This window comes from Dyella solisilvae (assembly GCF_003351225.1).
GTDB lineage: Bacteria > Pseudomonadota > Gammaproteobacteria > Xanthomonadales > Rhodanobacteraceae > Dyella > Dyella solisilvae.
The window spans coordinates 653918-678388 of the sequence record NZ_QQSY01000001.1 but is presented as its reverse complement, the minus strand read 5'-3'; the positions used below and the strand labels follow the sequence as shown (position 1 = coordinate 678388).

Below are 24471 nucleotides of genomic sequence, written 5' to 3'. Positions count from 1 at the left end.
TGTTGGCCTATGACCAAAGTATTCATGGAGTGGCAAACATGTTGATTCTGACCCGCAGGGTCGGTGAAACCTTGATGATCGGCGACGAGGTGACCGTCACCGTTCTGGGCGTGAAGGGCAATCAGGTGCGCATCGGTATCAACGCACCCAAGAACGTTGCCGTTCATCGCGAAGAGATCTATCAGCGCATCAAGAACGAGCACGAGCCGGAGGGCAGCGCCCCCGGGGATGCTGGCGAACACTGACGAGCAAGAAAAGGCTTTACCTCGAGCGCGCCGGTTAGTATCCTTGCCGGCTCCGCAGTAATGCGGACCAAAGTCCGGAGAGATGCCCGAGAGGCCGAAGGGGCTCCCCTGCTAAGGGAGTATAGGGTCAAAAGCCTTATCGAGGGTTCGAATCCCTCTCTCTCCGCCAGATACGCAAAAAGCCCCATTAGTGGGGCTTTTTGCGTATCTGGCGGAGAGAGAGTTGTGGACGAACCCTCTTGGTTCGACAAATTCGCCTGGAGCGAATTTGGACAGCCGTAGGCTGGCCCTGGAGCGCGCAGCGCGGAAGGGTTCGGCCCATGGATGGGCCGAACAATCCCTCCCTGCACGCAACAGCACCATTGAACGAAGCCCCTAGTAGGGCTTTTTGCGTATCTGGCGGAGAGAGAGTTGTGGACGAACCCTCTTGGTTCGACAAATTCGCCTGGAGCGAATCTGGACAGCCGCAGGCTGGCCCTGGAGCGCGCCGCGCGGAAGGGTCCGGCCCATGGATGGGCCGAACAATCCCGACCTGCACAAAACAGCTCCACCCAACAAAACCCACTCGCGAGGCTTCTTGCGTATCCGGTTGAGCGGTGTCTGGACGGACCATTCCGGCAGAGATGCAACGGAGTGGTGTAACGAGGTTTGTTGAGTTCTTCGCGATTCGGCAGGACAGGTGAGGAGGATCAATGATCCCGTGAGCCGACGCCTGGAGCGGTTGTTGCTTTCGGGCCATCGGTTGCCGCCTTCACCGCAGATCACGCGCCCGGCGCGCCACTCAAGTTTTCTCGCGAATGAACGCATGTGAACCAGGCAACGGCCCGTTGTCAGGTGGTTCAACGCCCCGCGCGATACTTTGAATACCGTCGTCCCCGAGGAGGGCGCGTCATGGACATGTTCCAGACTGCTCACTCGTTGCCATTCAACCGCCGTCGGCTGGTTCGTCTCGTCGTGCTGGCTTTGGTGCTGGCGGCAGGCGCGATGTCGCCGTTGACCGTGAGGGCTGCTGTCGACGTCGATGTTGGAGTCTCGGTTGGCTTTCCTCCGCCACCGTTGCCTCTCTATGTGCAACCGGCGATTCCAGGACCGGACTACCTATGGGTGCCTGGCTATTGGGCGTGGGATGGGGCGGACTATTACTGGGTGCCCGGCTATTGGGTGCTGCCGCCCTACATAGGTGCGCTATGGACGCCACCCTATTGGGGCTGGTTTGGTGATGTCTACGTGTTCCATCCCGGTTACTGGGGGCGGCATGTGGGGTTCTATGGCGGCATTGACTACGGGTTTGGCTATCCCGGCCATGGCTATGTGGGCGGCCACTGGGAACATGGCAATTTCTACTACAACCGCTCGGTCAACCAGATCAACGATCCGCGCATCACCCATGTCTACAACGGGGTGGGCGCTGGGAGTCGCTTCGCCAACCGCACGAGCTTCAATGGTGGTCGCGGTGGCGTGATCGCCAGGCCGACGATGGAAGAGGCTGTGGCGGGACGAGAGGCGCACGTTGCGCCAGTGGCCGCGCAGCAGCATCAGGCTGAGATGGCGAACCGCGATCCTGCCATGCGTGTTGGCGTCAATCACGGCGCGCCTCTGGTGGCGGGGGCAGCGCGACCTGCAGCGGCCGGTGTCTCGGCCGCGACCCATCCGAGCGGACAGGCGCGTCCGTCGGCCCGCAACGTGACGGCATTGCGCTCAGCGGGCTTTGCGCCGCACGCGGCAATGACGCCGCCGGCCAGCCGAGCAATGGAGACACCGGGCGGTCGGGCGATGGCGCCGGCGACCAACCGAGCGATGGAGCCCCCGGCCAACCGACCGATGCACGCGGCGGCGCCACGCACGGAGGGCTTCGCTCCGCCGGCAGCGCGCGCATGGAATCCGGGGCGCATGTCTCCTAACTACGCCTATCGCCCGGCAGGAAGCCCGGGCATGGCCCACGCGCCTGCGGCGCATCCGGCTCCGGCACGGGCGCCGAGTGGTGGCCACAACGCTGACCCCAGGGCGCACCACTGATACCGCGGGCAAACGGTGCTGCCGTGCAGATCACGGGTCACACCAGGGATCAACGCCGCCATGCCTGTGCGGCGCAGTGCATCGATGGCTCGAGGGTCAGGACCCGTCAGGTGGATGAGAGGGAATAGGGCAGCCGAGCGCTTGCGCCAGCCGCTGGTGCGTAAGCATCCCCGTGACCGCTCGCGCGGCGCACGGGGATGCTCGGCACTTTCAGAACTTCCCTGAGATGCTCACGCCGTAGGTGCGCGGCGAGCCCGGGATGTAGGTCGGCAGACCAAACGTTTCGCCCGAGTTGCCCGCATCGATGAGGTACTTCTTGTTGCTGAGGTTGTTGCCCCACAGGCCCAGGTCCCAGCGGCCGTGGTCGAAGGTGATGCCGGTGCGCAGGTTGAACAGGCCATAGGCAGGCTGCACGTAGTTGGGGTTGTTGTCGTCTTCGAAGTACACCTTCGAACGCCACGTGTAGCTGGGGCGAACATAGACCGCGCGGCTGTCGTCCAGCGGGAAGTTGAGCAGCAAGCCGAGCGCCACCGAGTTGTCAGGCGCCAGGCGCAGGTGGTTGCCTGCGTACTGCTGCGGGTTGCCGTTCTGGTCGGTGTCGTCGAAACGTGCGTGCAGGTAGCTGTAGTTGAGGAACACACTGGCGTGCTCGCCCAGCAACTGCTGCAGCGACGCCTCGAAGCCCGGGCTGTGGGCTCGGCCTGAGTTCACCGTGACGTAGCGACCGCCCTGGATCACCTGGCTCTGGAAGTTTGTGTAGCTGTAGTAGAACGCCGAGAGATCGTAGAGGAAGTTGCCGTTGGCGGCCGCTCCCTTGAGGCCCGCTTCGTAGTTCCAGAGGATCTCCGCGGGCAGCACTGCGTTGTAGTAGCCGACGCCATTCGTGTTGATGTTGAAGGCGAGCACGTTCGGTCGGCGGCCGCGCGAGACGCTCAGGTAAGCGTTGGTGTCGTCCCCAAAGCGGTAGCTGCCGATCAGGCGCCCGACCACCGACGTGGTGCTCTCCTCGTTGGTGAGCTTGCCGCCGGTCGGCGGGAACAGGTCGTTCATCTCGGTGATGCCGTTCACGCCGACACCAAGCAGGGTGAGGGCAGGGCCGATGCCGGCCGCGTACGGCCCATAGGAGTTGAAGACCTGGTAGCCCGCGGTGATCTTTTCGTGCGACAGGCGCAGCCCGCCGGTCAGGTCGAACTGGTCGGTGACATGGAACGTGCCATCGGCAAACGCCTCGTAGGAGCGCGTGCTGCCGTAGTTTTCGTAGCCTTCGCGCTCATCCGGGTTGAGCGGGTAGCCCAGCAGAGGAACGCTGCTGTACGGCTGGTTTGGCTGGAAATCCGGCGTCAGCAGCGGAATCGGATTGGGCCCGAACAGCAGCTTGATGATAGGCGCCGACGCAGGTGAGATGGAGGGCGCGATGTTCACCAGCTGCACCAGCAGGCTGCGCTCGTCGGTGTTGAACGGAACCGCCTGGCTGCCGTTCTCGTAGAAGAAATTGGCGCCCATGAAGCCGGTGAAGCGGCCACCATTGTCGAAGTTGAAGCGCACTTCCTGGCTGGCCTGATGACTCTTGGAATGCTCCTGGAAGTTGAGCATGTCCACCTGCGAACCATCGGCGTCGAAGGTCTCGAGGGAATCGAACTTGCGCAGGCCGGTCACCGTGGAAAGCGACCAGCTGTCGCTCAGCACGAAGTTGCCCAGCGCGGTGAGGCCATACACCTTGCGGCGAATGCCCAGGGCGTCGCCCTCGTTGAGGTCGGCAGGTCCGAACACATCGGTCGAGCCATTGCGCGTGGGAACGGTGGCGCTGCGGAAATCCGTGCCCGGCGGTGCGTCGCGCTGGTAGTTGGCGATCAGGTCGATACCGCTCTGATCACCGGTCTTGATGTGCAGCGAGGCACGGATGGCCTTGGTGTCTTCGCCGTTGAGGCTGCCGCCGCTGAGGTTCTTGATGTAGCCGTCGTGCTCGCTGTCGTACACGGCGACGCGCGCGTCCACGCTGGAGCTGATGGGCGTGTTGAAGTAACCGGTCAGCAGCCGGCTGTTGAAGTTGCCGAACTCGGTCGTGAAGGCGCCGGAAGTGTTGTCCTGCGCCTTGTTCTGGATCAGCGAGATCGCGCCGCTCTCGGCGCCACGACCGAACAGCGTGCCTTGCGGACCGCGCAGCACCTCGATGCGGTCCATGTCATACAACGCAACCACCGACCCGCGGGAACGACTGATGTCCACGCCATCCTGGAAGATGGATACGCGCGACGGCGCGTTGGCCGAGCCATCGTCGGTGGTGATGCCGCGCACGGCGAAGCCGGGGTTGTTCGGGCTCTGCACCTGGATCTGCACGCCCGGCACGTAGCGGGCAAGGTCTTCCATGCGCGTGAGGCCCATCGTCTTCAGGAAGTTGCCGGAGAAGGCCGAGATGGAGATCGGCACGTCGACCACCTGCTGCTCGCGCTTCTGCGCGGTCACCACGATGCGGTTGAGGTTGACGGCATTCGAGGTCGACGGCGTGTTGGCGGTGGCGGGCGCGGCGGTGTCGCTGTTTGCGGGGCTGGATTGCGTGTGGCCGGTGAGCGGCAGGCCCGTCAGCAGGCACGAAATGGACAGCGACAACCATCGGCGGCGCGGCAAGCCCGCGCAGCCTGAATCCTTGATCGGCATGTTTTCCCCTTGGTGACGCGATGGACTCTCAATCGAGAGCAGTCCGCCATACTTGCGAGTATGTGTGGCGGTTCTGTCAAGGAATCATGACAGCTTCGCGTCAGGTTTGGCGATAGGGAGCCGCCTGTGACGGGGGCAACTCAGCCCAGCGGCAGTCCGCGCAGTTCCGTGCCTTGTGGCGTGATGCGAAGCAGCGAGCCCTGGTCGTACCAGTCGCCCAGCACGATGCGCTCGGCCGTCTGGCCGTCCAGGTCGAAGGCGTGAATGGCCGGGCGATGGGTGTGCCCGTGGATAAGCCGCGTCACGCCAGCGTGGCGCATGGCTTCGGCCACGGCGTTGGCATTGACGTCCATGATGGTCTCCATGGCGCTGCCGGTGTGCGCGCGGCTTTCCTCGCGGGCCTTGGCGGCGAGGGCGCGGCGGGCCGGCAACGGCATCGCGAGGACCTGCGCCTTCCACGCCGGCGTGCGCACCTGCTGGCGCACCGCCTGATAGGCGAGATCGTCCGTGCACAACACATCGCCGTGCATCAGCAGGGTGGGGCGACCGTACAGCTCGTGCACGGCGCCGTCGTCGAGCAGGGTCAAGCCAGCGCGCTGGGCGAACGCCTCGCCGAGCAGGAAGTCGCGATTGCCGACCATGAAGTACACCGGCACGCCGCTGTCGTGCACTGCACGGGTGGCGTTGGCGATGCGCGTGGGCAACTCGGCGTCGTCGTCGTCGCCGACCCAGGCTTCGACCAGATCGCCGAGGATGTAGAGCGCGTCGGCGGATCGAACCTCCGGGCCGGCGAGAAACGTCTCGAACAGGTGGGTGATCTGCGGCCGGCTGTCGTCCAGGTGCAGGTCGGAGATGAACAGCGTGGCCATCAGAACTCAGCCCTTGGTCTTGGCGGCGGGCTTGTCGGCTTTGGCTGGCTTCTCGGCAGCGGGCGCCGCCGGAGCGTTTTCGGTGGCCGGTGGCTCTTCGCCCACCACGTTGGCGCTGTCGATCGCGATCAGCGGATTGGGCACGTCACCGGCAAAGGGCCCCATGCCACGGGTGGGCAGGGCGGCGATCTTGTCGACCACGTCCATGCCCTTGACCACTTTGCCGAACACGGCGTAGCCCCAGGTCAGGCCGCTCTGGTTGCCCACGAAGTCGAGGCGGCGGTTGTCCACCAGGTTGAAGAAGAACTGCGACGTACCGGAGTTGGGATCGGCGCCTCGCGCCACCGCCACGGTGCCCCGCAGGTTGGACAGGCCATTGTCCGCTTCGCTGGGAATGGCTGCGCGCGTGCGCTTGGCCTGGAGGTCACGCGTATACAGGCCGCCCTGCACCAGATAGCCCAGGATGGCCCGGTGAAACACGGTGCCGCTGTAGAAACCATCCCGCACGTACTGCAGGAAGTTCGCCACGCTCTTGGGCGCCTTGTCGGGATAGAGCTCGATGGTGATGTCGCCCTGCGTTGTGTGCAGCACCACTTCCGGATGTGCGGCGGTGGCGGCGGCCGGCGCCGCAGGTTTGGCGGCCTGAGCGAGCAGCGCGAACGGCGAGATGAGCAGGAGCGTGGCGAGCAGCAGTCGGGTCATGGCAGGTCGGGCGGCGGATGGCATCGCGACATGATACGCGGCGAAGGCGCGCTGTGGTTCAGCGCGGACCAGCGGCATACGGGCGCCGCTCAGGACGGATGAACTTCCAGCAGCAGGCCCAGCTCGTTCATCGGCGACTGCTCCTGTTCCAGGTCGGCCTCGCTCAGCGGGTGCAGGTCGAGCCAGGCGCCCGGCACGCTCAGGCGCATGCGCTGGCTGGTGGCGGCCAGCTGCATCGGCGGGAGCGATTCGGCGCGGCGCGCGCGGCGGAACAGCACGGCCAGGCGCAGCAGGGCGGTGATGTAACGGGCGAGCTGGCGGTAGCGCTGTGGCAGCGCCAGGAAGGTGGCCTTGTCCGGCTTGCGGCGGTGGGCTTCGACGATGGCCGCCAGCAGTTGCTGCTCCTGGCGGGAGAAGCCGGCCAGGTCTGCGTGGCGCAGGATGTAGGCGCCATGGTGATGGTGCTGGCTGTGCGCGATGGCCAGGCCGATCTCGTGCACGCGCGCCGACCACGACAGCCACTCGCGCGCTTCGGCATCGAGCTTCCAGATACGTGCGACCTGGTCGAAGAACAGCAGGGCGGTCGATTCCACGCGTCGCGCCTGGGCGCGGTCCACGCCGTAGCGGTTGGCCAGTGCATCGATGCTGGCGGTGCGCGGGTCGGTGCCGCCGGCGCGGCCGATCAGGTCCCACAGCAGGCCTTCGCGCATCGAGCTCTCGCACACGCGCATGCGCTCGATGCCCAGCGCCTCGAAGGCGGCCTCGAAGATGGCCACGCCGCCGGCGATCACCGGCGCGCGGTCCTCGCCCAGGCCCGGCAGCTTCAGCGTGCTGATCTGGCCCTGGGCCAGCAGGGCGTCGCGCAGGGCGGCGATGGAGCCCGGGGTGATGCCGTCGTCGGACAGCCTCATCGCCTGCACCACCGAACCAATCGCCTTGGCCGTGCCGGACGAGCCGAAAGCCTCTACCCAGCCGGACTCGCGATAGTCCTCGGCAAACTGCTGCAGCAGCACGCCGATCTCGTTGTTGGCGCGCTGCCAGCGCTTGCGGTTGAGCTTGCCGCCGGGGAAGAAACGCAGGGTGGACGCGATGCAGCCGGCCTGCACGCTTTCCGTATGCATCGGTGCGATGCCTCGGCCGATGATGAATTCCGTGCTGCCGCCGCCGACGTCCATCACCAGGCGGCTCTCGCGTGAGGAAGGCAGATCGTGCGACGCGCCGAGGAAGATCAGTCGGCCCTCCTCGCGACCGGAGACGATTTCCACCGGATGCCCCAGCGCCGCCTCCGCCGCGGTGAGGAAGGATTGCGGCGAGGCCAGTCGACGCACGGTGTTGGTCGCCACGGCGCGCACGCGGATGGTGGGTACGCCGGCGATGCGCTGGCCGAAGCGGGCCAGGCAGTTGAGCGCGCGGGCGCGATGCTCCGCGTCCAGCGTGCCGTCGGCACGAAGTCCGGCGGCCATGCGTACGGTTTCGCGCAGGCGATCGATCACGCGCGGCTCGCCGTGTTCCACACGCGCCACCACCATGTGGTAGCTGTTGGAGCCCATGTCCACGGCGGCGATCAGTTCGCCGTCCTTGATCTGGATCTGATCGCCTTGGCTCATGCGGGGCTCATATCGGGCTGCAAGGCCCGAATTCTCTCACGCCACCGCCACGCCGCGAAGCCACGGCGGCCCAACGCATCCTCAATTGCTCGGTGGAACCAGCTTGTCCAGCAACCACTGCTGGGCGCTGTGGGGTGGCGTGGCGCCAACCTGGGCGCGCGCGTAGCGGCCGTTGCCGTCGAGCAGCCAGGCTTCGGTGTTGTCCGCCAGATAGTTGGCCAGCGTTTCCTCGTACACACGCTGGGCCAGGGCCGGATCCAGAATGGGGAAGGCCACCTCGATGCGGCGCTTGAGATTGCGCTCCATCCAGTCGGCGCTGCCGCAGTAGATCTCCGGCGCGCCGTCGTTGGCGAACCAGTACACGCGGCTGTGCTCGAGGAAGCGACCGACGATCGAGCGCACTCGGATGCGCTCGGATATGCCGGGCAGACCGGGTCGAAGGGTGCAGGCGCCGCGCACGATCAGGTCGATCTCCACGCCGGCCTGCGAGGCCCGGTAGAGCGCCTGGATCACGTGCGCCTCGTTGAGCGCGTTGAGCTTGGCCACGATGCGCGCGGGCTTGCCGGCCAGTGCGTGCGCGGTCTCGCGCTCGATCTTCTCCAGCACGCTGCGGTACAGCGTGAACGGCGAGTGCAGCAGGTGGTTCAACTCGATCACCGGCCCCAGCCCGGAGAGCTGCTGGAAGACCTTGTGCAGATCCTCGCCGATGCCCGGGTGCGCCGTCATCAGGCCGATGTCGGTGTAGCTGCGGCTGTTGGCCTGGTGGTAGTTGCCGGTGGAAAGGTGCACATAGCGGCGCAACATTTCCTCTTCGCGTCGCACGATCAGCAGCATCTTGGCGTGGGTCTTGAAGCCGACCACGCCGTACACCACCTGCACGCCGGCCTCCTGCAGGCGCGTGGCCAGGCGGATGTTGGCCTCCTCGTCGAAGCGCGCGCGCAGCTCGATCACGACGGTGACGTCCTTGCCGTTGCGGGCCGCTTCCACCAGCAAGTCCACCAGCGGCGTGTCTTCCCCCGCGCGGTAGAGCGTCTGCTTGATGGCCAGCACCGCCGGGTCCTGGCTTGCCTGGCGCAGCAGGTCGACCACCGCGGCGAAGGATTCATACGGATGGTGCAGCAGCACGTCGCGCTGGCGTAGCACCTCGAACTTGCAGCGGGCGTCCTTGAAGATCGCCGGCAGCTGCGGAATGAAGCGTGGGAACTTCAGCTCCGGCCGCTCCAGGCCGTCGTAGATGGTGCCGGCGCGGATAATGTTGACCGGGCCGTCGCAGCGATAGACGTCCGTTTCCTCCAGCTCGAAGTTGCTTACCAGCATCTGCACGATCGCCTTGGGGCAGTCGTTGCCGATCTCCAGCCGCACTGGTCGTGCATAGCCGCGACCGAGCAACTCCTCGCTGAGTGCGCGCGCGAGGTTGTCGACCTCCGCTTCCTCCACCATCAGCTCGCTGTTGCGGGTGACGCGGAACTGGTACGAGCCGGCCACCTTGAAACCGGGGAACATCAGGTCGACGAAGCCCTGCAGCAGCTCGGCGAGGAAGATGTAGTGCACGCCGCCGTCGGACACTTCGTCGGGCAGGCGGATGATGCGCGGCAGCGAGCGCGGCGCGCGCACCAGCGCCATATGACCCTCGCGGCCGAACGCGTCGCGACCCTTGAGCACGACGGCGATGTTGAGCGTCTTGTTGAGGATGCGCGGGAACGGGTGCGCCGGGTCCAGGCCCAGCGGCGACAGCACCGGCATCACCTCGTTCTCGAAATAGCCCTGAAGCCAGCGGCGCTGGCGGCTGGTCCAGCGGTCACGCTTGAGGAAGTGGATGCCCTCGGCATCCAGCGCCGGGCCGATGTCCTCCTGCCAGGTCTCGTATTGCTCGGCCACCAGGTCCAGCACGCGCGTGCGGATGCGCGAGAGCAGCTCGCCCGACGACAGGCCGTCAGGTCCCGGCGCCGCCGAACCGAACATGTGGTGGTGCTTGAGCATGGCCACGCGCACCTCGAAGAACTCGTCGAGGTTGTTGGCCACGATGCTCAGGTAACGCAGGCGTTCCAGCAGCGGTATGCGAGCGTCGCGCGCCTGGGCGAGCACGCGGAAATTGAATTCGAGGGCGGCCAGCTCGCGGCTGAGGTACAGCTCGGGCGGGGCCCGGTCGACGACGGGCGGTGGAGTGGCGGGTTTACGGCGCATCCAGCCATTCTGGCGCATGCGGCGCTGTGTTACATGGCGCAGTGCCGCGTAGTGTGATGGGCGTTCAGCCAGCCGTGGCCGGGAGCCCGGATGGGCGCCCGGCGGTACCCGACGCCGGGTTTATTCCGGGTCGGTGCTGCCCGGGGCCAGCAGGCGCTCGTTGCTGAACCAGCACGAGAAGGTCGAGCCGTGGCCCGGCTCGCTCTGGATGTCCAGGCGGGCCTGGTGCAGGTTCAGCACGTGCTTGACGATGGACAGGCCCAGGCCGGTGCCGCCGCTCTCGCGCGAACGGCTGGAAGAGACGCGGTAGAAGCGCTCGGTGAGACGCGCCAGGTGCGAGGCCGGGATGCCGTAACCGGTGTCGGTCACCGAATAGACCGCGCCCTCGGGCGTGCGCCGCCAGCGGATGGTGATGCGCCCGCCGGTGGGCGTGTAGCGCACGGCATTGCTCACCAGGTTGGACAGGGCGCTGTGCAGGTCCTTGATCGAGCCGAGCAGGTCCATCTCGGCGGTGGACTCGACGCTGATCTGGTGGCGGCCCTGGCTCAGCGCCTCGGCTTCCTTGCGGATGGTGGCCAGCAGCGGGGTCATCTGCACGCGCTCGTCCTGCACGTGATCCTGGGTCTCCAGGCGCGACAGGGTGAGCAGGTCCTCCACGATCTGGCCCATGCGCTTGGACTGCGCGCGCATTTCGTTGAGCACTGGCGCGAGCTCCGGCACGTCTTCCGGATCGATCAGTTCCAGATAGCCGTGGATGACCGTGAGCGGCGTGCGCAGCTCGTGCGACACGTTGGCCACGAAGTCGCGGCGGATCTGTTCGAGACGCGTCAGGTGGCTGATGTCGCGCGCCAGCAGCAGGCGCTGGCGACGGCCGAATGGCAGCAGGGTGACGTTGATGTGGCGGTTCGGGAGTCCCGGCGCCGCCACGTCGTTGAGCGGCTCGCGCGCGCCTTCCTTCAGCCAGGTGGCGAGCTCGGTGGTGCTCAGGCGCTCGTCAAGGTGTGCGCCGCGATCCTGCGGGCGACGCAAGCCGAGCAGGTCCTCGGCGGCGTGATTGAACCAGCGGACATGCTGCTCGTAGTCGAGCAGGACGACCGCATCCGGCAGGCTGCCGGCGGCGCTGCGCAAGTCGCGCAGACTGGAGGCAATGCGACGGGAGCGCGTCATGAAGCGGTCATGCTGGAGGGAGTGCGCCGTGGGGCTGTGCGTCATCATGTGCCGCGTTTGATGACGGATTCGGGTCAGGAGCAAGACGATTTCCACGATCGCGACCAGCGCGACACCGGTGGCCACGTGACCTCCCGCCAGCCAGCCCACCGCCGCGCCGACGAGCAGCCCGCCCGCAAGTGCGGCCGGCAGCATCCAGGGGCGGTCGAAAGTCTTGGGCATGGGGCGGTGGTCAAAGGCGCCGGGCCGGCGGTGCGCCAGCATCGGCAAAAGCCTGCGCTCCCGCAACAGTGGAAACGTCAGACGCTGGCGGAGAAGCGATAGCCCGCGCCGCGGACGGTCTGCACCATGTCGTCGAGCTTCCATGGTTCGAGCGTCTTGCGCAGGCGGCGGATATGCACGTCCACGGTGCGCTCCTCCACGTACACGCTGCCGCCCCACACATGGTCGAGCAGCTGCGCGCGCGAGTACACGCGTTCCGGGTGCGTCATGAAGAAATACAACAGGCGGTATTCGGTAGGGCCGATGGTCACCGGTTCCTCGCCGGCGAACACACGGTGCGCCGGGCCGTCGATGCGCAGGCCGCCGAGCTCCACCATGCCGGAGCCGTCATCACCCTGGCTGCGGCGCAGCACCGCCTTGATGCGGGCCACCAGCTCGCGGGTGGAGAAAGGCTTGATGACGTAGTCGTCGACGCCGGCCTCCAGGCCGTTGACGCGATCCATCTCCTCGCCGCGCGCGGTGAGCATGATGATCGGGACTTCGCGGCTCAGCTCTTCCTTGCGCAGGCGGCGCGCCAGGTCCAGGCCGCTGGTGCCCGGGAGCATCCAGTCGAGCAGGATCAGGTCGGGCACCTGTTCGGCGATGGCCAACTGCGCGGCGCGCGCGTCAGCGGCGTGAATGGCGTCCATGCCGGCCTTGCGTAGCGCAAAGGCGACCATGTCGCGGATCGAAGCTTCGTCTTCGACGATCAAGATGCGTTTGTGCACGCGATAGGGTCCGCTGTAGGGGCTATGACGCAATTATTGCAGCGGCCCAATGTTACGCTGCGATGACATTTCACGTAGCGGCCACGTGACAGCCATGTCAATCACAGGCGCCTCAGTGGCTTAGACGCGTCTCAGTGCGAGTTGCCGGAGGCGCTGAAACACACGCGGCCCTGGCAATTGCCGCCGTTCTGCAACGGCTGCTGGCTGTGCCCGTCGGGGTTGTCGTCGGTCTGCACCTTGCGCTTGTGCAGCTCCATCACCAGTGGGGTGAGCTCGCTGATGCGAGCCTGGATGCGCGCGCGCGCGTAGTAGTCGAGATCGGGGCGCTGCAGCAGGCGCTTGAGCTGCTCCATGGCGTCGAACGGTCGACCGGACAGGTAAGACGCATCGGCATACGCCTCGCCGGCGCGCACGGGGTCGCCGGCCTTGTCGCTGGCGCGGGCGAAGCTGCGATAGAGCTCGGGCTCGTCGTTGTTGTCGAGCATGGGCATCAACATCACCGCCGCCTGCCTGGCGTCGTCCTGGTTGCCGCCGTCGGTGAGGGCCTTGGCATAACCCAGGGCGATGGCGCGGTTTCGCGGCGACTGCTGGTTGAGAGCGGCGTACATGCTGACCGCCTCGGCGCGGTGGCCGGCCTGCAGCTTGGCGTCGGCCATCGCCATGCGCAGGATCTGGTTGTCCGGGTGGGCGGTCAACAGGGGCTGCAGCTCGTCCACGGCCTTGGCGCCGCGGTTGCTGCGAATCAGCGCCAGCGCATAGCCATACCGGTTCGAGGGCGTGTCGAAGCCATGCTCGTTCTGCAGGTTGGACGCGTAGTACGTGGCCATCTGGCCGGCGTCATTCGACAGCACGCGGATGCGCTCGCGCATCAGCAGGTAGGTGTCGAGATCGCCCTTGTGGTCGTGTTTGGCGATCGACGTCGCGTCCTTCACATAAGCGATCGGCGCGGTGCTTTTTTCCCACTGCGTCTTGTCCAGCGTGGAGCCGGACGGGCGCTTCATCTGCTGGGCAATCAAGGCGCCGGCGCGGGCCTTGGCGTCGCTGATGCGGTCCATCGTGACCGGGTGGTCCTGCAGCAGGGCGGGCACGTCGCCGAGGTCGCCGCCGGTACCCACGCGCAGGGTGTCTTCCATGCGTCCGAAGAACGCGGCCATGGCGTTGGGGTCGTAGCCGGCGTTGGCCAGCGTCTGGATGCCGGCCCGGTCAGCCTCGATCTCGTCCTTGCGGGTGAAGTTGATCTGCCGCTGCATCAGCAGACCCTGGCCACCCATCAGGATGGCGCCGGCCGCGTCGCCCGCGCCGGCGCCCGCGCCCGCCGCGATGGCGCCAAGCAGGATCAACGCCATCAGCGGCGTGTCCTTCTTGGAGGCTTCGAAGGCGCGCTCCAGATGGTTCTGCGTGATGTGGCCGATTTCGTGAGCGATCACGCTGGCCAGTTCGCTTTCGTTGTTGGTAAGGACGATCAGACCCGAGTTCACCGCGATATAGCCGCCGGGAGCGGCGAACGCGTTGATGATGTTGTCCTTGGCGATGAAGAACTGGAAATGGTCCTTGGGCTTCTCGCTGCCGGAGACCAGGCGATAGCCGAGGTCGTTGATGTAGTCGTCGAGCATGGCGTCGTCCAGCACCATGTCGAGCGCGCGCATCTGGCGCAGCATGGCCGCGCCATAGTCCTGCGCCTCTTGCGGGGAGATCAGCGCGTTGGCGGAGCTGCCCAGGTCCGGCAGGCGGACATCGCGGTCCTGGGCCTGGGCGCTCAGCGTCAGGCCGGCGCAAAGCAGGGCCGTCAGCAGCCGGGTGGGCGAAAACCGGTTCATGGGCGTCCTGCCCATGGGAAGTGCGTCTGCATGCCGTTTGCTGTCCTTGGCCAGGCCGCGCGCGGGCGCGCCAGGCCGTGGGCTGGGGTGGGTTCCAGCAGCGGATTGGGAGGGGCGTGGTGCCATGCGCATAGGTCAGCGACAATACCATTAGTGACATCGATTAACGGTGTCAGTTCAGCAACATCCGCTTGTTTCCCGGTGCGGCCAGCCCCATGTTGGCGGCGTCGTACTTTTTTTCGGTTCCGGAGTTTCCAGTGCCCAAGATTGAGGTCTATTCCACCGCGGTATGCCCTTACTGCGTGTCCGCCAAGAACCTGCTCAAGTCCAAGGGACTGGAATGGAGCGAAGTGCGCATCGACACCGACCCCGCGCAACGCGAGTTGATGCTTGCACGCAGCGGCGGCCGCCGTACGGTGCCGCAGATCTTCATCAACGACCACCACGTGGGCGGCTTCGACGACCTGGTCGCCGCCGATCGCAGTGGCAAGCTGGCCGAACTGCTGGGAACCGCCGCATGAGCAAGCCGACCGACGAGCAGGCCAGCAAGGACCGCGTGGCGGAATTCACTGCGTTCCGCCAGCGCATGAACGAGCGCATCCTGTCCGAGGACAACCAGGTGGTGCGCCGCTTCTTCGCGCTGGATACGCAGACCTACAAGCCCGGCGCACTGGATGTGAAGACCAAGGAGCTGCTGGGCCTGGTTGCCTCCATGGTGCTGCGCTGCGACGACTGCATCAGCTACCACGTCGCCCAGTGCAAGGAAGCAGGCGTCACCCGCGAGGAATTCTTCGAGACCTTCAGCGTGGGCCTGGTGGTGGGCGGTTCGATCGTGATCCCGCACCTGCGCCGCGCCGTGGACTTCCTGGACCAGCTCGAATCCGGCGCCACCGCCGCCGCGGACTGCAGCAGCCACGGTTGAGCCCCTGACAGAGCGGCGGCCAACTCCTAGCCGCCGCCTCTTGCCGCGATCTTGACGCGTGCGAGTTTATTCAATGCAGGCTGCGAGGATTTGCATCGGCGCGGGGCCGTCGCGCACTGGCTGCCTGACATGGCATGGGCGATAATTGACGGGATTTAAGCCCTGCCTCCCCACCTCTGCAGGGCTGCACGATTCACATCCCTAAGGAGTGTCCCCATGAGCAAGACCATTGCCGTGATTCCGGGCGACGGTATCGGCCCCGAGATCATGAACGCCACGCTGCGCGTGCTCGATGCCCTGGACTGCGGCCTGTCTTACGAGTTCGTCGACGCCGGCATGGTCGCGCTGGAGAAGAGCGGCGACCTCCTGCCGCAGCCGACGCTCGACGCCATCGCCAAGCACAAGGTGGCCCTCAAGGGCCCGCTGACCACGCCGGTGGGCGGTGGCTTCACCTCGATCAACGTGACCCTGCGTCGCCACTTCGACCTGTACGCCAACGTGCGTCCGGCGATCAGCTTCCCGGGCACCAAGGCGCGCTTCGACAACATCGACATCATCACGGTGCGCGAGAACACCGAAGGCGCGTACCTCTCCGAAGGCCAGTCGATTTCCGAAGACGGCGAAACCGCCATCTCGATGGTGCGCAACACCCGCAAGGGCTCCAGCCGCATCGTGCGCTACGCCTTCGAGCTGGCCGTGAAGAAGGGCCGCAAGAAGGTCACCGCGGTGCACAAGGCCAACATCATCAAGACCGCCTCGGGCCTGTTCCTCAACGTGGCGCGCGAAATCGCCAAGGAATACCCGCAGATCGAGTTCAACGAGATGATCGTTGACAACGCCTGCATGCAGCTGGTGATGAAGCCCGAGCAGTTCGACGTGATCGTCACCACCAACCTGTTCGGCGACATCCTGTCCGACCTGTGCGCCGGCCTGGTCGGCGGCCTGGGCCTGGCGCCGGGCGACAACATCGGCACCGAGGCTGCGATCTTCGAGGCGGTGCATGGTTCGGCGCCGGACATCGCCGGCAAGGGCATTGCCAATCCGTGCGCGCTGCTGCTGGCCGCCGCCGACATGCTTGACCATCTCGGCATGGTGGAGAAGGGCGACAAGGTGCGCAACGCGATCCGCGACGTGATGACCCACGACCGCGACAGCGTCACGCCGGACATCGGCGGCAAGGGCAGCACCGACAGCTTTGGCGACGCCATCGTCAAGCGCGTCCGCGCAGCCTGACGCAACCGCATCTGCTGCGAAAAAGCCCCTCGTCACGAGGGGCTTTTTTTTGCGAATTTATTCGCGTGTAAACGACTGATAAGCGCAGAAACGTGCGCGCCCGACTGCCAAGATCGTGCTGTGCGTATCGCCTTAAAATCGGCTCCCGCCCCTGCGGAAAGTGCACGCGATGCTTGCCCTGGCCGACCCGTGGTCGCAGCTTTTGAACTGGACGACGCTGCACCTGGTCGAGCCGGCGCTGCTGGCCTTGCACCTGCAGTGGCTGCATAGCCAGGCGCCCGATATCGGGCGGTACTTTGTGCTCACCGCCATCCAGGTCGTGATCATCGCGATGGTGCTGCGCCCGCTGGAAAACGTGTGGCCTGCGGAGCCATGGGAGCAACGTCGCACCACGGCGATCGATTGCCGTTACACCATGATCAAGCTGTTCCTGGTGCTGCCGCTGTTCACCTATCTGGTGCTGTTTCCCTTGAACCAGTGGATGGGCGGCGACAGCCATGGCGACGGCGTTGGCCTGGTCAGCATCCAGCAGGGCGTGCCCTGGTTGGGGCGTCATCCGGTGGTGTTGTTCCTGATGTATTACGCCATCTACGACTTCGTCTACTACGTCGTGCACCGGCTGCAGCACAGCATCCCGTGGTGGTGGGCGTTGCACAGCCTGCACCACAGCCAGCGCCAGCTCAGTTGCTGGTCCAACGATCGCGACCACTACCTCGACGACATGCTCGAGGCGTTGATCATCGCCGCGGTGGGCGTGGTCATCGGGGTGGCTCCGACCGAATTCGCCCTGCTGGTGCTGCTCGGCGAACTACTGCAGAACCTCGGCCATGCCAACATCCGCCTGACTTTCGGCCCGGTGCTGGGGCGGGTGCTGGTGGATCCGCGCTACCACCGTCTGCACCACATGCGCGTCGATCCTGACCGGCCGACACTGCACGCCTGCAACTACGCCTTCATCTTCCCGATCTGGGACATCCTGTTCGGCACCGCCCTCTACGGGGAGGCGACGCGTCCCACCGGGGTGTGCGATCCCACCGTGGATGCCGACAACCGCCATGGCATCCTCGCCCAGCAGTGGATGACGCTGCGGCGGTGCTGGGGCGCGATCAGCTGCCGCGCCGGGTGGACGCCGGGCGACGTCGCCTTCGATGAGCGTTACCGCCCGGTGTCGACGCGGCACATCGACCTGCATGTCCTGGAAAAGCACGGGCGACCCTGGCCGGCCGCCCACGCAGATACCGCCTCCTGGAACGGCGAGACGGCGCCTTGAGCTGGCCGTCAGGCGGCGTGCCTTGCGGCGGGCTTGTAGTGGCCGGGCTCGGACTGGAACGGGATCGCGACGCGGTTCCAGGCGTTGATGACGATCACCAGCAGGTCGAGCTTCACCAGTTCTTCCTCGCTGAACGAGGCGATGGCGCGCTGGTACACCTCGTCCGGCACGCCGTGCTCGCCCAGCTGCGTCACCGCCTCGGCCCAGGCCAGCGCGGCGCATTCACGCTCGGTGTAAAACGGGGCCTCGCGCCAGGCCTGCAGCAGGTAGAGACGCTGCTCGGTTTCGCCTTCGGCACGGGCATCCTTGCTGTGCATGTCGATGCAATAGGCGCAGCCGTTGATTTGCGAAACGCGCAGCAGGACCAGCTCGACCAGTGGGCGCTCCAGGCTGCTGGCATGCACGGCGGCGCTGAAATCCATCAGCGGTTTCATGGCCTGGGGATACTTGAGAACCGAAAGACGCTTGGACATGGATGACTCCTCGAGTGCGGCCACAGCGGCCGCTCATGACAAGGACGCGCCATCCGGTCCGTTCGTGACAGCCTTCAGGCGCGCCAGCTTGCCGGGATTGCGCAGTGCGTGCATCGCGGTGATCTGCTCGCCGTCGGTTTCGATCCACACCACGGTGGTGAGTTCGGCATCGACCCAGGTCAGCATCGCCGGCGCCCCATTGATCCAGCGCACCTGGTGCACGGCGCCGATCTCCAGGTTGCGCAGGCCCACCTGGGCATACAGGCGTGCGATGCGGTCGGCGCCATGCAGCGGACGCAGGGTGGCGCTGACCACGCCGCCACCGTCGGCCTCGTGCACCGCGTCGGCGGCGAACAGCGCCTGCAGGTTGGCGACGTCGGGCCGCTCCAGCGCGTCGCGGAAGCGCTCCAGCAGGCGAAGCTGGGCATGCGGCTCCAGCGTGAATCGGGGGCGACCCTCGCGCAGACGCTGGCGCGCGCGGTGGGTGCGCTGGCGGCTGGCGTCCTCGCTGATCTGCAGCATCGCGGCCGCCTCGGCGTGGCTGTAGTCGAACACCTGATTGAGCAGGAAGGCGGCGCGCTCTTCCGGGCTGAGGCGTTCCAGCAGGGCCAGGAACGACAGGCTCAGGCTCTCGCTGCGTTCGAGCATCAGCTCCGGCTGCTCTTCCTCGGCGACGAGGGGCTCGGGCAGCCAGGGCCCGGTGTAGTGCTCGCGTTCGGTCTTGGCGCGACGCAGGCGGTCCAGCGCCAGGCGCGTGGTCACCGTGACCAGCCAGGCCTCGGCGTCATCCAGGGTGGATGGGTCCTGCTGGTGCCAGCGCAGCCACGCGTCGTGCAACACGTCCTCGGCATCGGCGGGGGCGCCCAGCATGCGATAGGCCAGGCCGTACAGGCGCGGGCGGTGCTGCTGGAAGAGGGCGGTGGCGTGGTCCATGACGTTCTCCTGCGGGATACGAATCAAGGACGCACGACGACCGCCAAACGTGACCGCTCAGTGGATGAACGGCCGCGGCGCCATGAACAGCAGCCAGAGCAGGACCAGGATGCCCAGATACTTGGCCGTGCGGAACAGCTTGGGGTACTTCCGCTTGAACACGCGGTTGCGCTCGCGGCTGCGCTGGTTGAGCGCGAACACGCGATTGACGAAGCCGGTCTTCTCTTCCGGCGACTCGGTGTTGGGCGAGGCGGTGATCTTGCCCATGAACGCGCCGACGCGATGGTTGATCGCGCTCATCAGGCGCGTGCGCAGCGGGCGCTCCACGTCGGCGAACAGGATCACGCGGGTCTGGTCGGTGCGATTTTCGGCCCAGTGCACATACGTTTCGTCGAACACCACGTCCTTGCCATCGCCCCAGCTGTGCACCTCGCCATCGACGAAGATGCGGCAGTCCTCGGAATTGGGCGTGATCAGGCCAAGGTGGTAGCGCAGCGAGCCGGCGAAAGGGTCGCGGTGCGGATTGAGCTTGCTGCCCGGCGGCAGCAGGGCGAACATCGCCGCCTTCACGCTGGGGATGGAATTGAGCAAGGCCACCGTTTTCGGGCACAGCGTCTCGGCGGAGGCGAGCGGCTCGCCGTACCACTTCAGGTAGAAGCGCTTCCAGCCCTGCTTGAAGAAGCTGTTGAAGCTGGCGTCGTTGTTCTTCTCCGCCGCGCGGATGTAGCCCTCGTCAAACAGGTGCAAAGCCTCTTCGCGGATGGCTTGCCAGTTGGCCTGCAGCAGGTCGAGTTGGGGAAAACCGCGGCGATCGAGGATCGGCGTTGCTGGCACCGCCGAGAACGCGTACATCAGCAAGTTGTACGGCGCGAACACCGCCGAATGGTCCACCAGCTGGCGATCGAAGCGCAGCCTGCTGCGGCCGCGCAGATGCACCAGCAGCACGCACAGCGCAAACATGGCGAAAAGGATCAACAGGACGAGGCGTGCGGTGAGGATCATGGTGCGAATCGCGGCCGATGGGCGGAAACCCCCATTCTACTCCCTGGCGGGACCGGCCCCCGGCCGCGGTTCAGCCGGCATGCGGGTTCATCGCATCAGTGGCCCAGCACGTGCACCGGACCGCCGCCCGGCCGGTAGCTGCGTTCCAGTGCACGATGCACGTAGGCCACCGCGCGCCGCACCGCGGCTCTAGGCGCCTGTCCCTTGGCCAGCTCGGCGGCGATGGCCGAGGCCAGCGTGCAGCCGGTGCCGTGGCCTTCCAGAGGCAGGCGCGGGTAACGCAGCTCCAGCACGCCGCGCTCGTCATAGAACCGATCAACTACCTCGCGTTCCTGTGAGTGGCCGCCCTTGAGCAACACCGCCCGGGCGCCGAGTCCGAGCAGGGCCTCGCCGGCCTTATCGAACTGCTCGGGCTTGCGCAGCTTTCGGCCGAGCAGCGCCTCGGCCTCGGGCAGGTTGGGCGTGAGGATGTCGGCCAGCGGAATCAGCTGGTCCACCATCGCCTGCACCGCATCCTCGTCCAGCAGGCGCGCGCCGCTGGTGGAGATCATCACCGGATCAACCACCAGCCATGCAGGCCGGCGCCGACGCAGCTCGCGAGCCACCAGTCGGGTGACCGCCGCGCTGCCGAGCATGCCGGTCTTCACCGCGCCGATCGGGAAATCGTCGAAGACCGCCTCGAGCTGGCTGCGGATGTGTGCGAGCGGGACCGTGTGCACGGCGCTGACGCCTCGCGTGTTCTGCGAGGTGATGGCCGCGATGACCGAGAGCCCATGCACGCCTCGGGCGTGAAAAGTCTTCAGGTCAGCCTGGATGCCGGCCCCACCTCCGGAGTCCGAGCCTGCGATGGTGAGGGCGATGGGAGGGGCGGTGTGGGGCATGGCGAGTCTCTGGCGATGCCGCGGATTATCGCAGTTTGGCTTGTGGGACCAACCCGTCGGTCATAGGGTGGCTAGTGGTGACCGAGGCGCTGGATCCCGGCCTACGCCGGGATGACGATCAAGAGCGGGGGAGCCGGGTTCTGCCGTCATCCCGGCGTAGGCCGGGATCCAGTTACAGCAAGGTTGGGTAGAGATCGCGCCACTCGGGGTTTTCGCCTTCGATCAGACGCAGCTTCCAGGCTCGCCGCCACTCCTTCAGCTGCTTCTCCCGCAAAATCGCCGACTCCATGCTCTCGTGCAGCTCGTACCAGACCAGATCATGCACGTGATAGCGCGACGTAAACCCTTCCACGACGTCGCTGCGGTGCTGCCATATCCGCTTCGCCAAGGCACTGGTGACGCCCACGTACAAGGTGCCGTTGCGCCGGCTGGCCAGCATGTACACGCAAGGTTTTCGCCCGTCCATGGCGTGCTCTCCGCTGGACTCCGGCCCGCGCCGGAATGACAAGCGAAGATACGGCGATCCGGCTTCTGCCGTCATTCCGGCGCAGGCCGGAGTGGCTTTACAACAGCGCAGCTGGTCATCCAGCGTCAGCAACGCCCGCCGAAGCCGCACGCCCGACCAGCGGCCTGCCGGCGTTTGCCGGCAGGCCGTTCAAGCAACTACAACGCCTCCGACGCAAAGTCCGCCAGCCTCGAGCGCTCGCCGCGACGCAGCGTGATATGCGCCGAGTGGCCCCAGTGCTTGAAGCGGTCCACCGCGTAGGTGAGGCCCGAGGTGGTTTCAGTGAGGTAGGGCGTGTCGATCTGCTCCACGTTGCCGAGGCACACGATCTTGGTGCCCGGGCCGGCGCGGGTGATGAGCGTCTTCATCTGCTTGGGCGTGAGGTTCTGCGCCTCGTCGATGATCAGGTAGCGCGAGAGAAAGGTGCGGCCGCGCATGAAGTTGAGCGAGCGGATCTTGATGCGCGACGCCAGCAAATCATTGGTGGCCTGGCGCCCCCAGCTGCCGCCTTCCTCGGGATTGGCCAGCACTTCGAGGTTGTCGGTGAGCGCGCCCATCCACGGCGTCATCTTCTCTTCCTCGGTGCCGGGCAGGAAGCCGATGTCCTCGCCGACCGACACCGTGGCGCGCGTCATGATGATCTCGCGGTAACGCTGCTGATCCATCACCTGCGCCAGACCGGCGGCGAGCGCCAGCAACGTCTTGCCGGTGCCGGCAGTGCCGAGCAGGGTGACGAAGTCGATGTCCGGATCCATCAGCACGTTGAGCGCAAAGTTCTGTTCGCGGTTGCGCGCGGCGATGCCCCAGACGGCGTGGTTGGAGTGGCTGTGATCGTCCAGCAGCACCAGCGTGGCGCGCGTGTCGTCCACGTGCAGCACGCGCAGTTCGACGCTGTTGTCGCCGGGGAGATAGAGGCACTGGTTGGCGTACCAGTCCTCGTCCTCGTGACGGTCCAGCTTGTAGTACGTGCGGCCGCGCTCATTCCACGATTGCACTTCCGGGTGCTTGTCCCAGAAGTCTTCCGACAGCGCGGACGAGCCGGTGTAGAGCAGGGCAAAGTCGTCCAGCGCGCGGTCGTTCTCGTAATCCTCCGCATGAATGCCGTAGATCTTGGCCTTGATGCGCAGGTTGATGTCCTTGCTCACCAGCACCACCGCACGATCGGGGTTCTGGTCGCGCAGCTCGATCACCGCCGACAGGATCAGGTTGTCCGCCTTGCCGTGACCATTGGTGGTGCGTTGCTGGAAATACAGGCGGCCCACGCCGTTGCCGCGCTTGAGGTTCACGCCTTCGGGGTTGACCAGCTCCAGCCCGTTGCTGATGCCATGGCCGTTGCCGTGCTCGATCAGTTCGTTGAGGAAGCGGCTGACCTGGCGTCCGTTGCGCGAGACTTCCGAAGCGCCTTTCTTCTTCTCGTCCAGCTCCTCCAGCACTGTCATGGGGATGAAGACGTCGTGTTCCTCGAAGCGGAACAGCGAGGTCGGGTCGTGCAGCAGCACATTGGTGTCCAGGGCGTAGATGCGCTTGCTTCCGGTCATGCGGAAGGAACCTCTTGGGCGTGCGAGGTGGAGGAACCGCGGCATGCGGCATGCCGCGGGGAACCGGCCAAGGTGGCCGGCAAGCGGTGCACCGCATCGCTTGCCTGTCCTGCAGGACAGGCCACGATGAGGCGGGTGGAGCGATCGTCGATCACTTGGCGGGGATGGCGTCGAGCACGGCCTGGGCGTGTCCTGGAACCTTCACGTTGCGCCATTCCTGGGCCAGCCTGCCTTCGGGGTCGATCAGGAAGCTACTTCGTACGACACCCATGTGACGTTTTCCATACAGCACCTTCTCGTGGATCACGTCGAAGGCCTGGCACCAGGTCTCGTCCGGGTCGGAAACCAGCGGAAAAGGCAGTTCCTGCTTGGTGGCGAAATTGGCGTGGGATTTCACCGAGTCGCGCGAGACGCCGATGATCTGCGTGTTGCGCTTCTGGAAGGCGGGATAGAGATCGCGAAAATCCTTCGCTTCGTTGGTGCAGCCGGGCGTGCTGTCCTTCGGGTAGAAATAGACCACGACCCACTGGCCCTTGAGACTGTCGAGTTTCAGCTCGCCGCCGTCTCCGGTCGGACCCTTGAGCTTGGGGACTTTCTTGCCAACTTCGGGCATGACTTCTCCTGCGAAGCCAGGGCCGGCTTCGACTGGGGATTGAGAGTTGAAGGGAAGGCGGCAGCGAGGAACAGCGAGCAGGCGGCAGGCGACAGTCCTGCGACGGGTTTTGCCTGCCCAGCATGCTGCATGCGCGTGACTCCAGTGCTGCCTGGAGACAGAGACTAACGCTTGCGTCGAGGAATGACAGCTCTTGCGGGCGTTCCCGCCAGGGCGCATGCTGAGTCACCCGACACCCTGCATCGACGGGGCGCCCGTGGACCCGCGGTCTGGCCCTACAGACGACTCAGAACTTCACCGGGTCCATGATGGCATCGAGGTTCAGGCCATCGCAGAACTCCAGGAAATCATCACGCAGCGCGGCGATATGAGTGGCCGCCGGAATGCCGATGGTGATCTGCGCCTGGAACATTTCGGCGCCGGTCTGCATCGCTTGGTAGCGCAGCGAGCTGAGTTGTTCGATCACGATGTCGCGGCGATCGAAGAAGTCGATGATCTTCACCAGGATGCCCGGCCGGTCGGCCGAAATCACTTCGATCAGGTAAGGCAGCAGGTGCGAATGGTGTTCGCGCTGGCCCGTCCGGTAGTGCACCAGTCGCAGGTCTTCCTCGCGCGCCAGTTTCGTCAACGCCGACTCCAGCTTGGCCACGGCATCCCATGCGCCGGTGGCGAGCAGGGTCAGCGAGGTGTCCGGACCGATCGTCGCCACGCGGGCATCGGCCAGATTGCAGCCGGCCTCGGCGATGCGCTTGGCCAGGGCGAGCAGGGGCGTGCGCGGAGAGGGAGTCAGCGTCTGGATCAGCAGCTGGTTGTCACTGCTGGTGCGCGCGGAAGAACGATTCAAGGAGAT

General features: G+C 65.9%; 22 protein-coding genes and 1 tRNA gene. 7 read left to right on the top strand and 16 right to left on the bottom strand.

Annotation, left to right across the window (positions count from 1 at the left end; all coding sequences use genetic code 11):
• Positions 1-38: 38 nt before the first annotated feature.
• The 3 genes from csrA (at position 39) to DVT68_RS02950 (ending at position 2261) form a co-directional block, all read left to right on the top strand.
• Positions 39-245 (top strand): carbon storage regulator CsrA, encoded by a 207-nt coding sequence (gene csrA, locus DVT68_RS02960; RefSeq protein WP_114823544.1) that lies wholly within the window; start codon positions 39-41, stop codon positions 243-245.
• A 76-nt stretch (positions 246-321) separates the two neighbouring features.
• Positions 322-414: transfer RNA gene (locus DVT68_RS02955), tRNA-Ser, on the top strand.
• Between the two features lie 722 nt (positions 415-1136).
• Complete coding sequence (locus tag DVT68_RS02950) at positions 1137-2261, top strand: YXWGXW repeat-containing protein (protein ID WP_114823543.1); 1125 nt, start codon at positions 1137-1139, stop codon at positions 2259-2261.
• A gap of 210 nt (positions 2262-2471) precedes the next feature.
• Here the strand turns inward: DVT68_RS02950 and DVT68_RS02945 are convergent, their stop codons facing one another.
• From DVT68_RS02945 to DVT68_RS02910, 8 genes are all read right to left on the bottom strand, one after another.
• The gene (locus DVT68_RS02945) at positions 2472-4916 is read right to left on the bottom strand and encodes a TonB-dependent receptor (protein WP_114823542.1); all 2445 of its coding nucleotides are present in this window, start codon (positions 4914-4916) and stop codon (positions 2472-2474) included.
• 140 nt (positions 4917-5056) lie between these two features.
• Entirely contained in the window at positions 5057-5785 is a 729-nt protein-coding gene (gene lpxH, locus DVT68_RS02940; RefSeq protein ID WP_114823541.1) for a UDP-2,3-diacylglucosamine diphosphatase, read from the bottom strand.
• Positions 5786-5791: 6 nt separating this feature from the next.
• On the bottom strand, positions 5792-6487 hold the full coding sequence (locus tag DVT68_RS02935) for a peptidylprolyl isomerase (protein WP_114824358.1): 696 nt from the start codon (positions 6485-6487) through the stop codon (positions 5792-5794).
• Between the two features lie 89 nt (positions 6488-6576).
• Positions 6577-8094, bottom strand: a complete 1518-nt coding sequence (locus tag DVT68_RS02930; RefSeq protein WP_114823540.1) for a Ppx/GppA phosphatase family protein — start codon at positions 8092-8094, stop codon at positions 6577-6579.
• Between the two features lie 81 nt (positions 8095-8175).
• Positions 8176-10278, bottom strand: coding sequence for a polyphosphate kinase 1 (gene ppk1, locus DVT68_RS02925; protein ID WP_114824357.1), 2103 nt, complete (start codon positions 10276-10278; stop codon positions 8176-8178).
• A gap of 120 nt (positions 10279-10398) precedes the next feature.
• Entirely contained in the window at positions 10399-11667 is a 1269-nt protein-coding gene (phoR, locus tag DVT68_RS02920) for a phosphate regulon sensor histidine kinase PhoR (protein WP_114824356.1), read from the bottom strand.
• Between the two features lie 77 nt (positions 11668-11744).
• Positions 11745-12434: a phosphate regulon transcriptional regulator PhoB gene (gene phoB / locus DVT68_RS02915; RefSeq protein WP_114823539.1), complete on the bottom strand. Its 690-nt coding sequence runs from the start codon at positions 12432-12434 to the stop codon at positions 11745-11747.
• 131 nt (positions 12435-12565) lie between these two features.
• Entirely contained in the window at positions 12566-14251 is a 1686-nt protein-coding gene (locus tag DVT68_RS02910; protein ID WP_114823538.1) for a M48 family metalloprotease, read from the bottom strand.
• A gap of 257 nt (positions 14252-14508) precedes the next feature.
• Here DVT68_RS02910 and grxC point away from each other — a divergent pair, with 257 nt between their 5' ends.
• The 4 genes from grxC to DVT68_RS02890 all read left to right on the top strand — a co-directional run bounded on the left by grxC (position 14509) and on the right by DVT68_RS02890 (position 17676).
• Entirely contained in the window at positions 14509-14772 is a 264-nt protein-coding gene (grxC, locus tag DVT68_RS02905; RefSeq protein WP_114823537.1) for a glutaredoxin 3, read from the top strand.
• On the top strand, positions 14769-15173 hold the full coding sequence (locus DVT68_RS02900) for a carboxymuconolactone decarboxylase family protein (RefSeq protein ID WP_114823536.1): 405 nt from the start codon (positions 14769-14771) through the stop codon (positions 15171-15173). The genes grxC and DVT68_RS02900 overlap by 4 nt, the downstream gene beginning before the upstream one ends.
• A 216-nt stretch (positions 15174-15389) precedes the next feature.
• Positions 15390-16406 carry an isocitrate dehydrogenase gene (locus DVT68_RS02895; RefSeq protein ID WP_114823535.1) on the top strand — a complete coding sequence of 339 codons (1017 nt, stop codon included), beginning with the start codon at positions 15390-15392 and terminating at the stop codon, positions 16404-16406.
• A gap of 169 nt (positions 16407-16575) precedes the next feature.
• Complete coding sequence (locus DVT68_RS02890) at positions 16576-17676, top strand: sterol desaturase family protein (RefSeq protein ID WP_114823534.1); 1101 nt, start codon at positions 16576-16578, stop codon at positions 17674-17676.
• An 8-nt stretch (positions 17677-17684) separates the two neighbouring features.
• Here the strand turns inward: DVT68_RS02890 and DVT68_RS02885 are convergent, their stop codons facing one another.
• From DVT68_RS02885 to DVT68_RS02850, 8 genes are all read right to left on the bottom strand, one after another.
• Positions 17685-18149, bottom strand: coding sequence for a carboxymuconolactone decarboxylase family protein (locus tag DVT68_RS02885; RefSeq protein ID WP_114823533.1), 465 nt, complete (start codon positions 18147-18149; stop codon positions 17685-17687).
• Positions 18150-18182: 33 nt separating this feature from the next.
• Complete coding sequence (gene sigJ, locus DVT68_RS02880) at positions 18183-19082, bottom strand: RNA polymerase sigma factor SigJ (RefSeq protein ID WP_114823532.1); 900 nt, start codon at positions 19080-19082, stop codon at positions 18183-18185.
• A 57-nt stretch (positions 19083-19139) separates the two neighbouring features.
• Positions 19140-20084, bottom strand: a complete 945-nt coding sequence (locus DVT68_RS02875) for an aspartyl/asparaginyl beta-hydroxylase domain-containing protein (RefSeq protein WP_114823531.1) — start codon at positions 20082-20084, stop codon at positions 19140-19142.
• A 95-nt stretch (positions 20085-20179) separates the two neighbouring features.
• Positions 20180-20965 (bottom strand): bifunctional hydroxymethylpyrimidine kinase/phosphomethylpyrimidine kinase, encoded by a 786-nt coding sequence (thiD, locus tag DVT68_RS02870; RefSeq protein WP_114823530.1) that lies wholly within the window; start codon positions 20963-20965, stop codon positions 20180-20182.
• Positions 20966-21137: 172 nt separating this feature from the next.
• Positions 21138-21431: a GIY-YIG nuclease family protein gene (locus DVT68_RS02865; protein ID WP_114823529.1), complete on the bottom strand. Its 294-nt coding sequence runs from the start codon at positions 21429-21431 to the stop codon at positions 21138-21140.
• A gap of 197 nt (positions 21432-21628) precedes the next feature.
• Entirely contained in the window at positions 21629-23008 is a 1380-nt protein-coding gene (locus tag DVT68_RS02860; RefSeq protein ID WP_114823528.1) for a PhoH family protein, read from the bottom strand.
• Between the two features lie 151 nt (positions 23009-23159).
• Complete coding sequence (locus tag DVT68_RS02855) at positions 23160-23621, bottom strand: peroxiredoxin (protein ID WP_114823527.1); 462 nt, start codon at positions 23619-23621, stop codon at positions 23160-23162.
• 286 nt (positions 23622-23907) lie between these two features.
• Positions 23908-24471 (bottom strand): glycine cleavage system transcriptional repressor, encoded by a 564-nt coding sequence (locus tag DVT68_RS02850; protein WP_114824355.1) that lies wholly within the window; start codon positions 24469-24471, stop codon positions 23908-23910.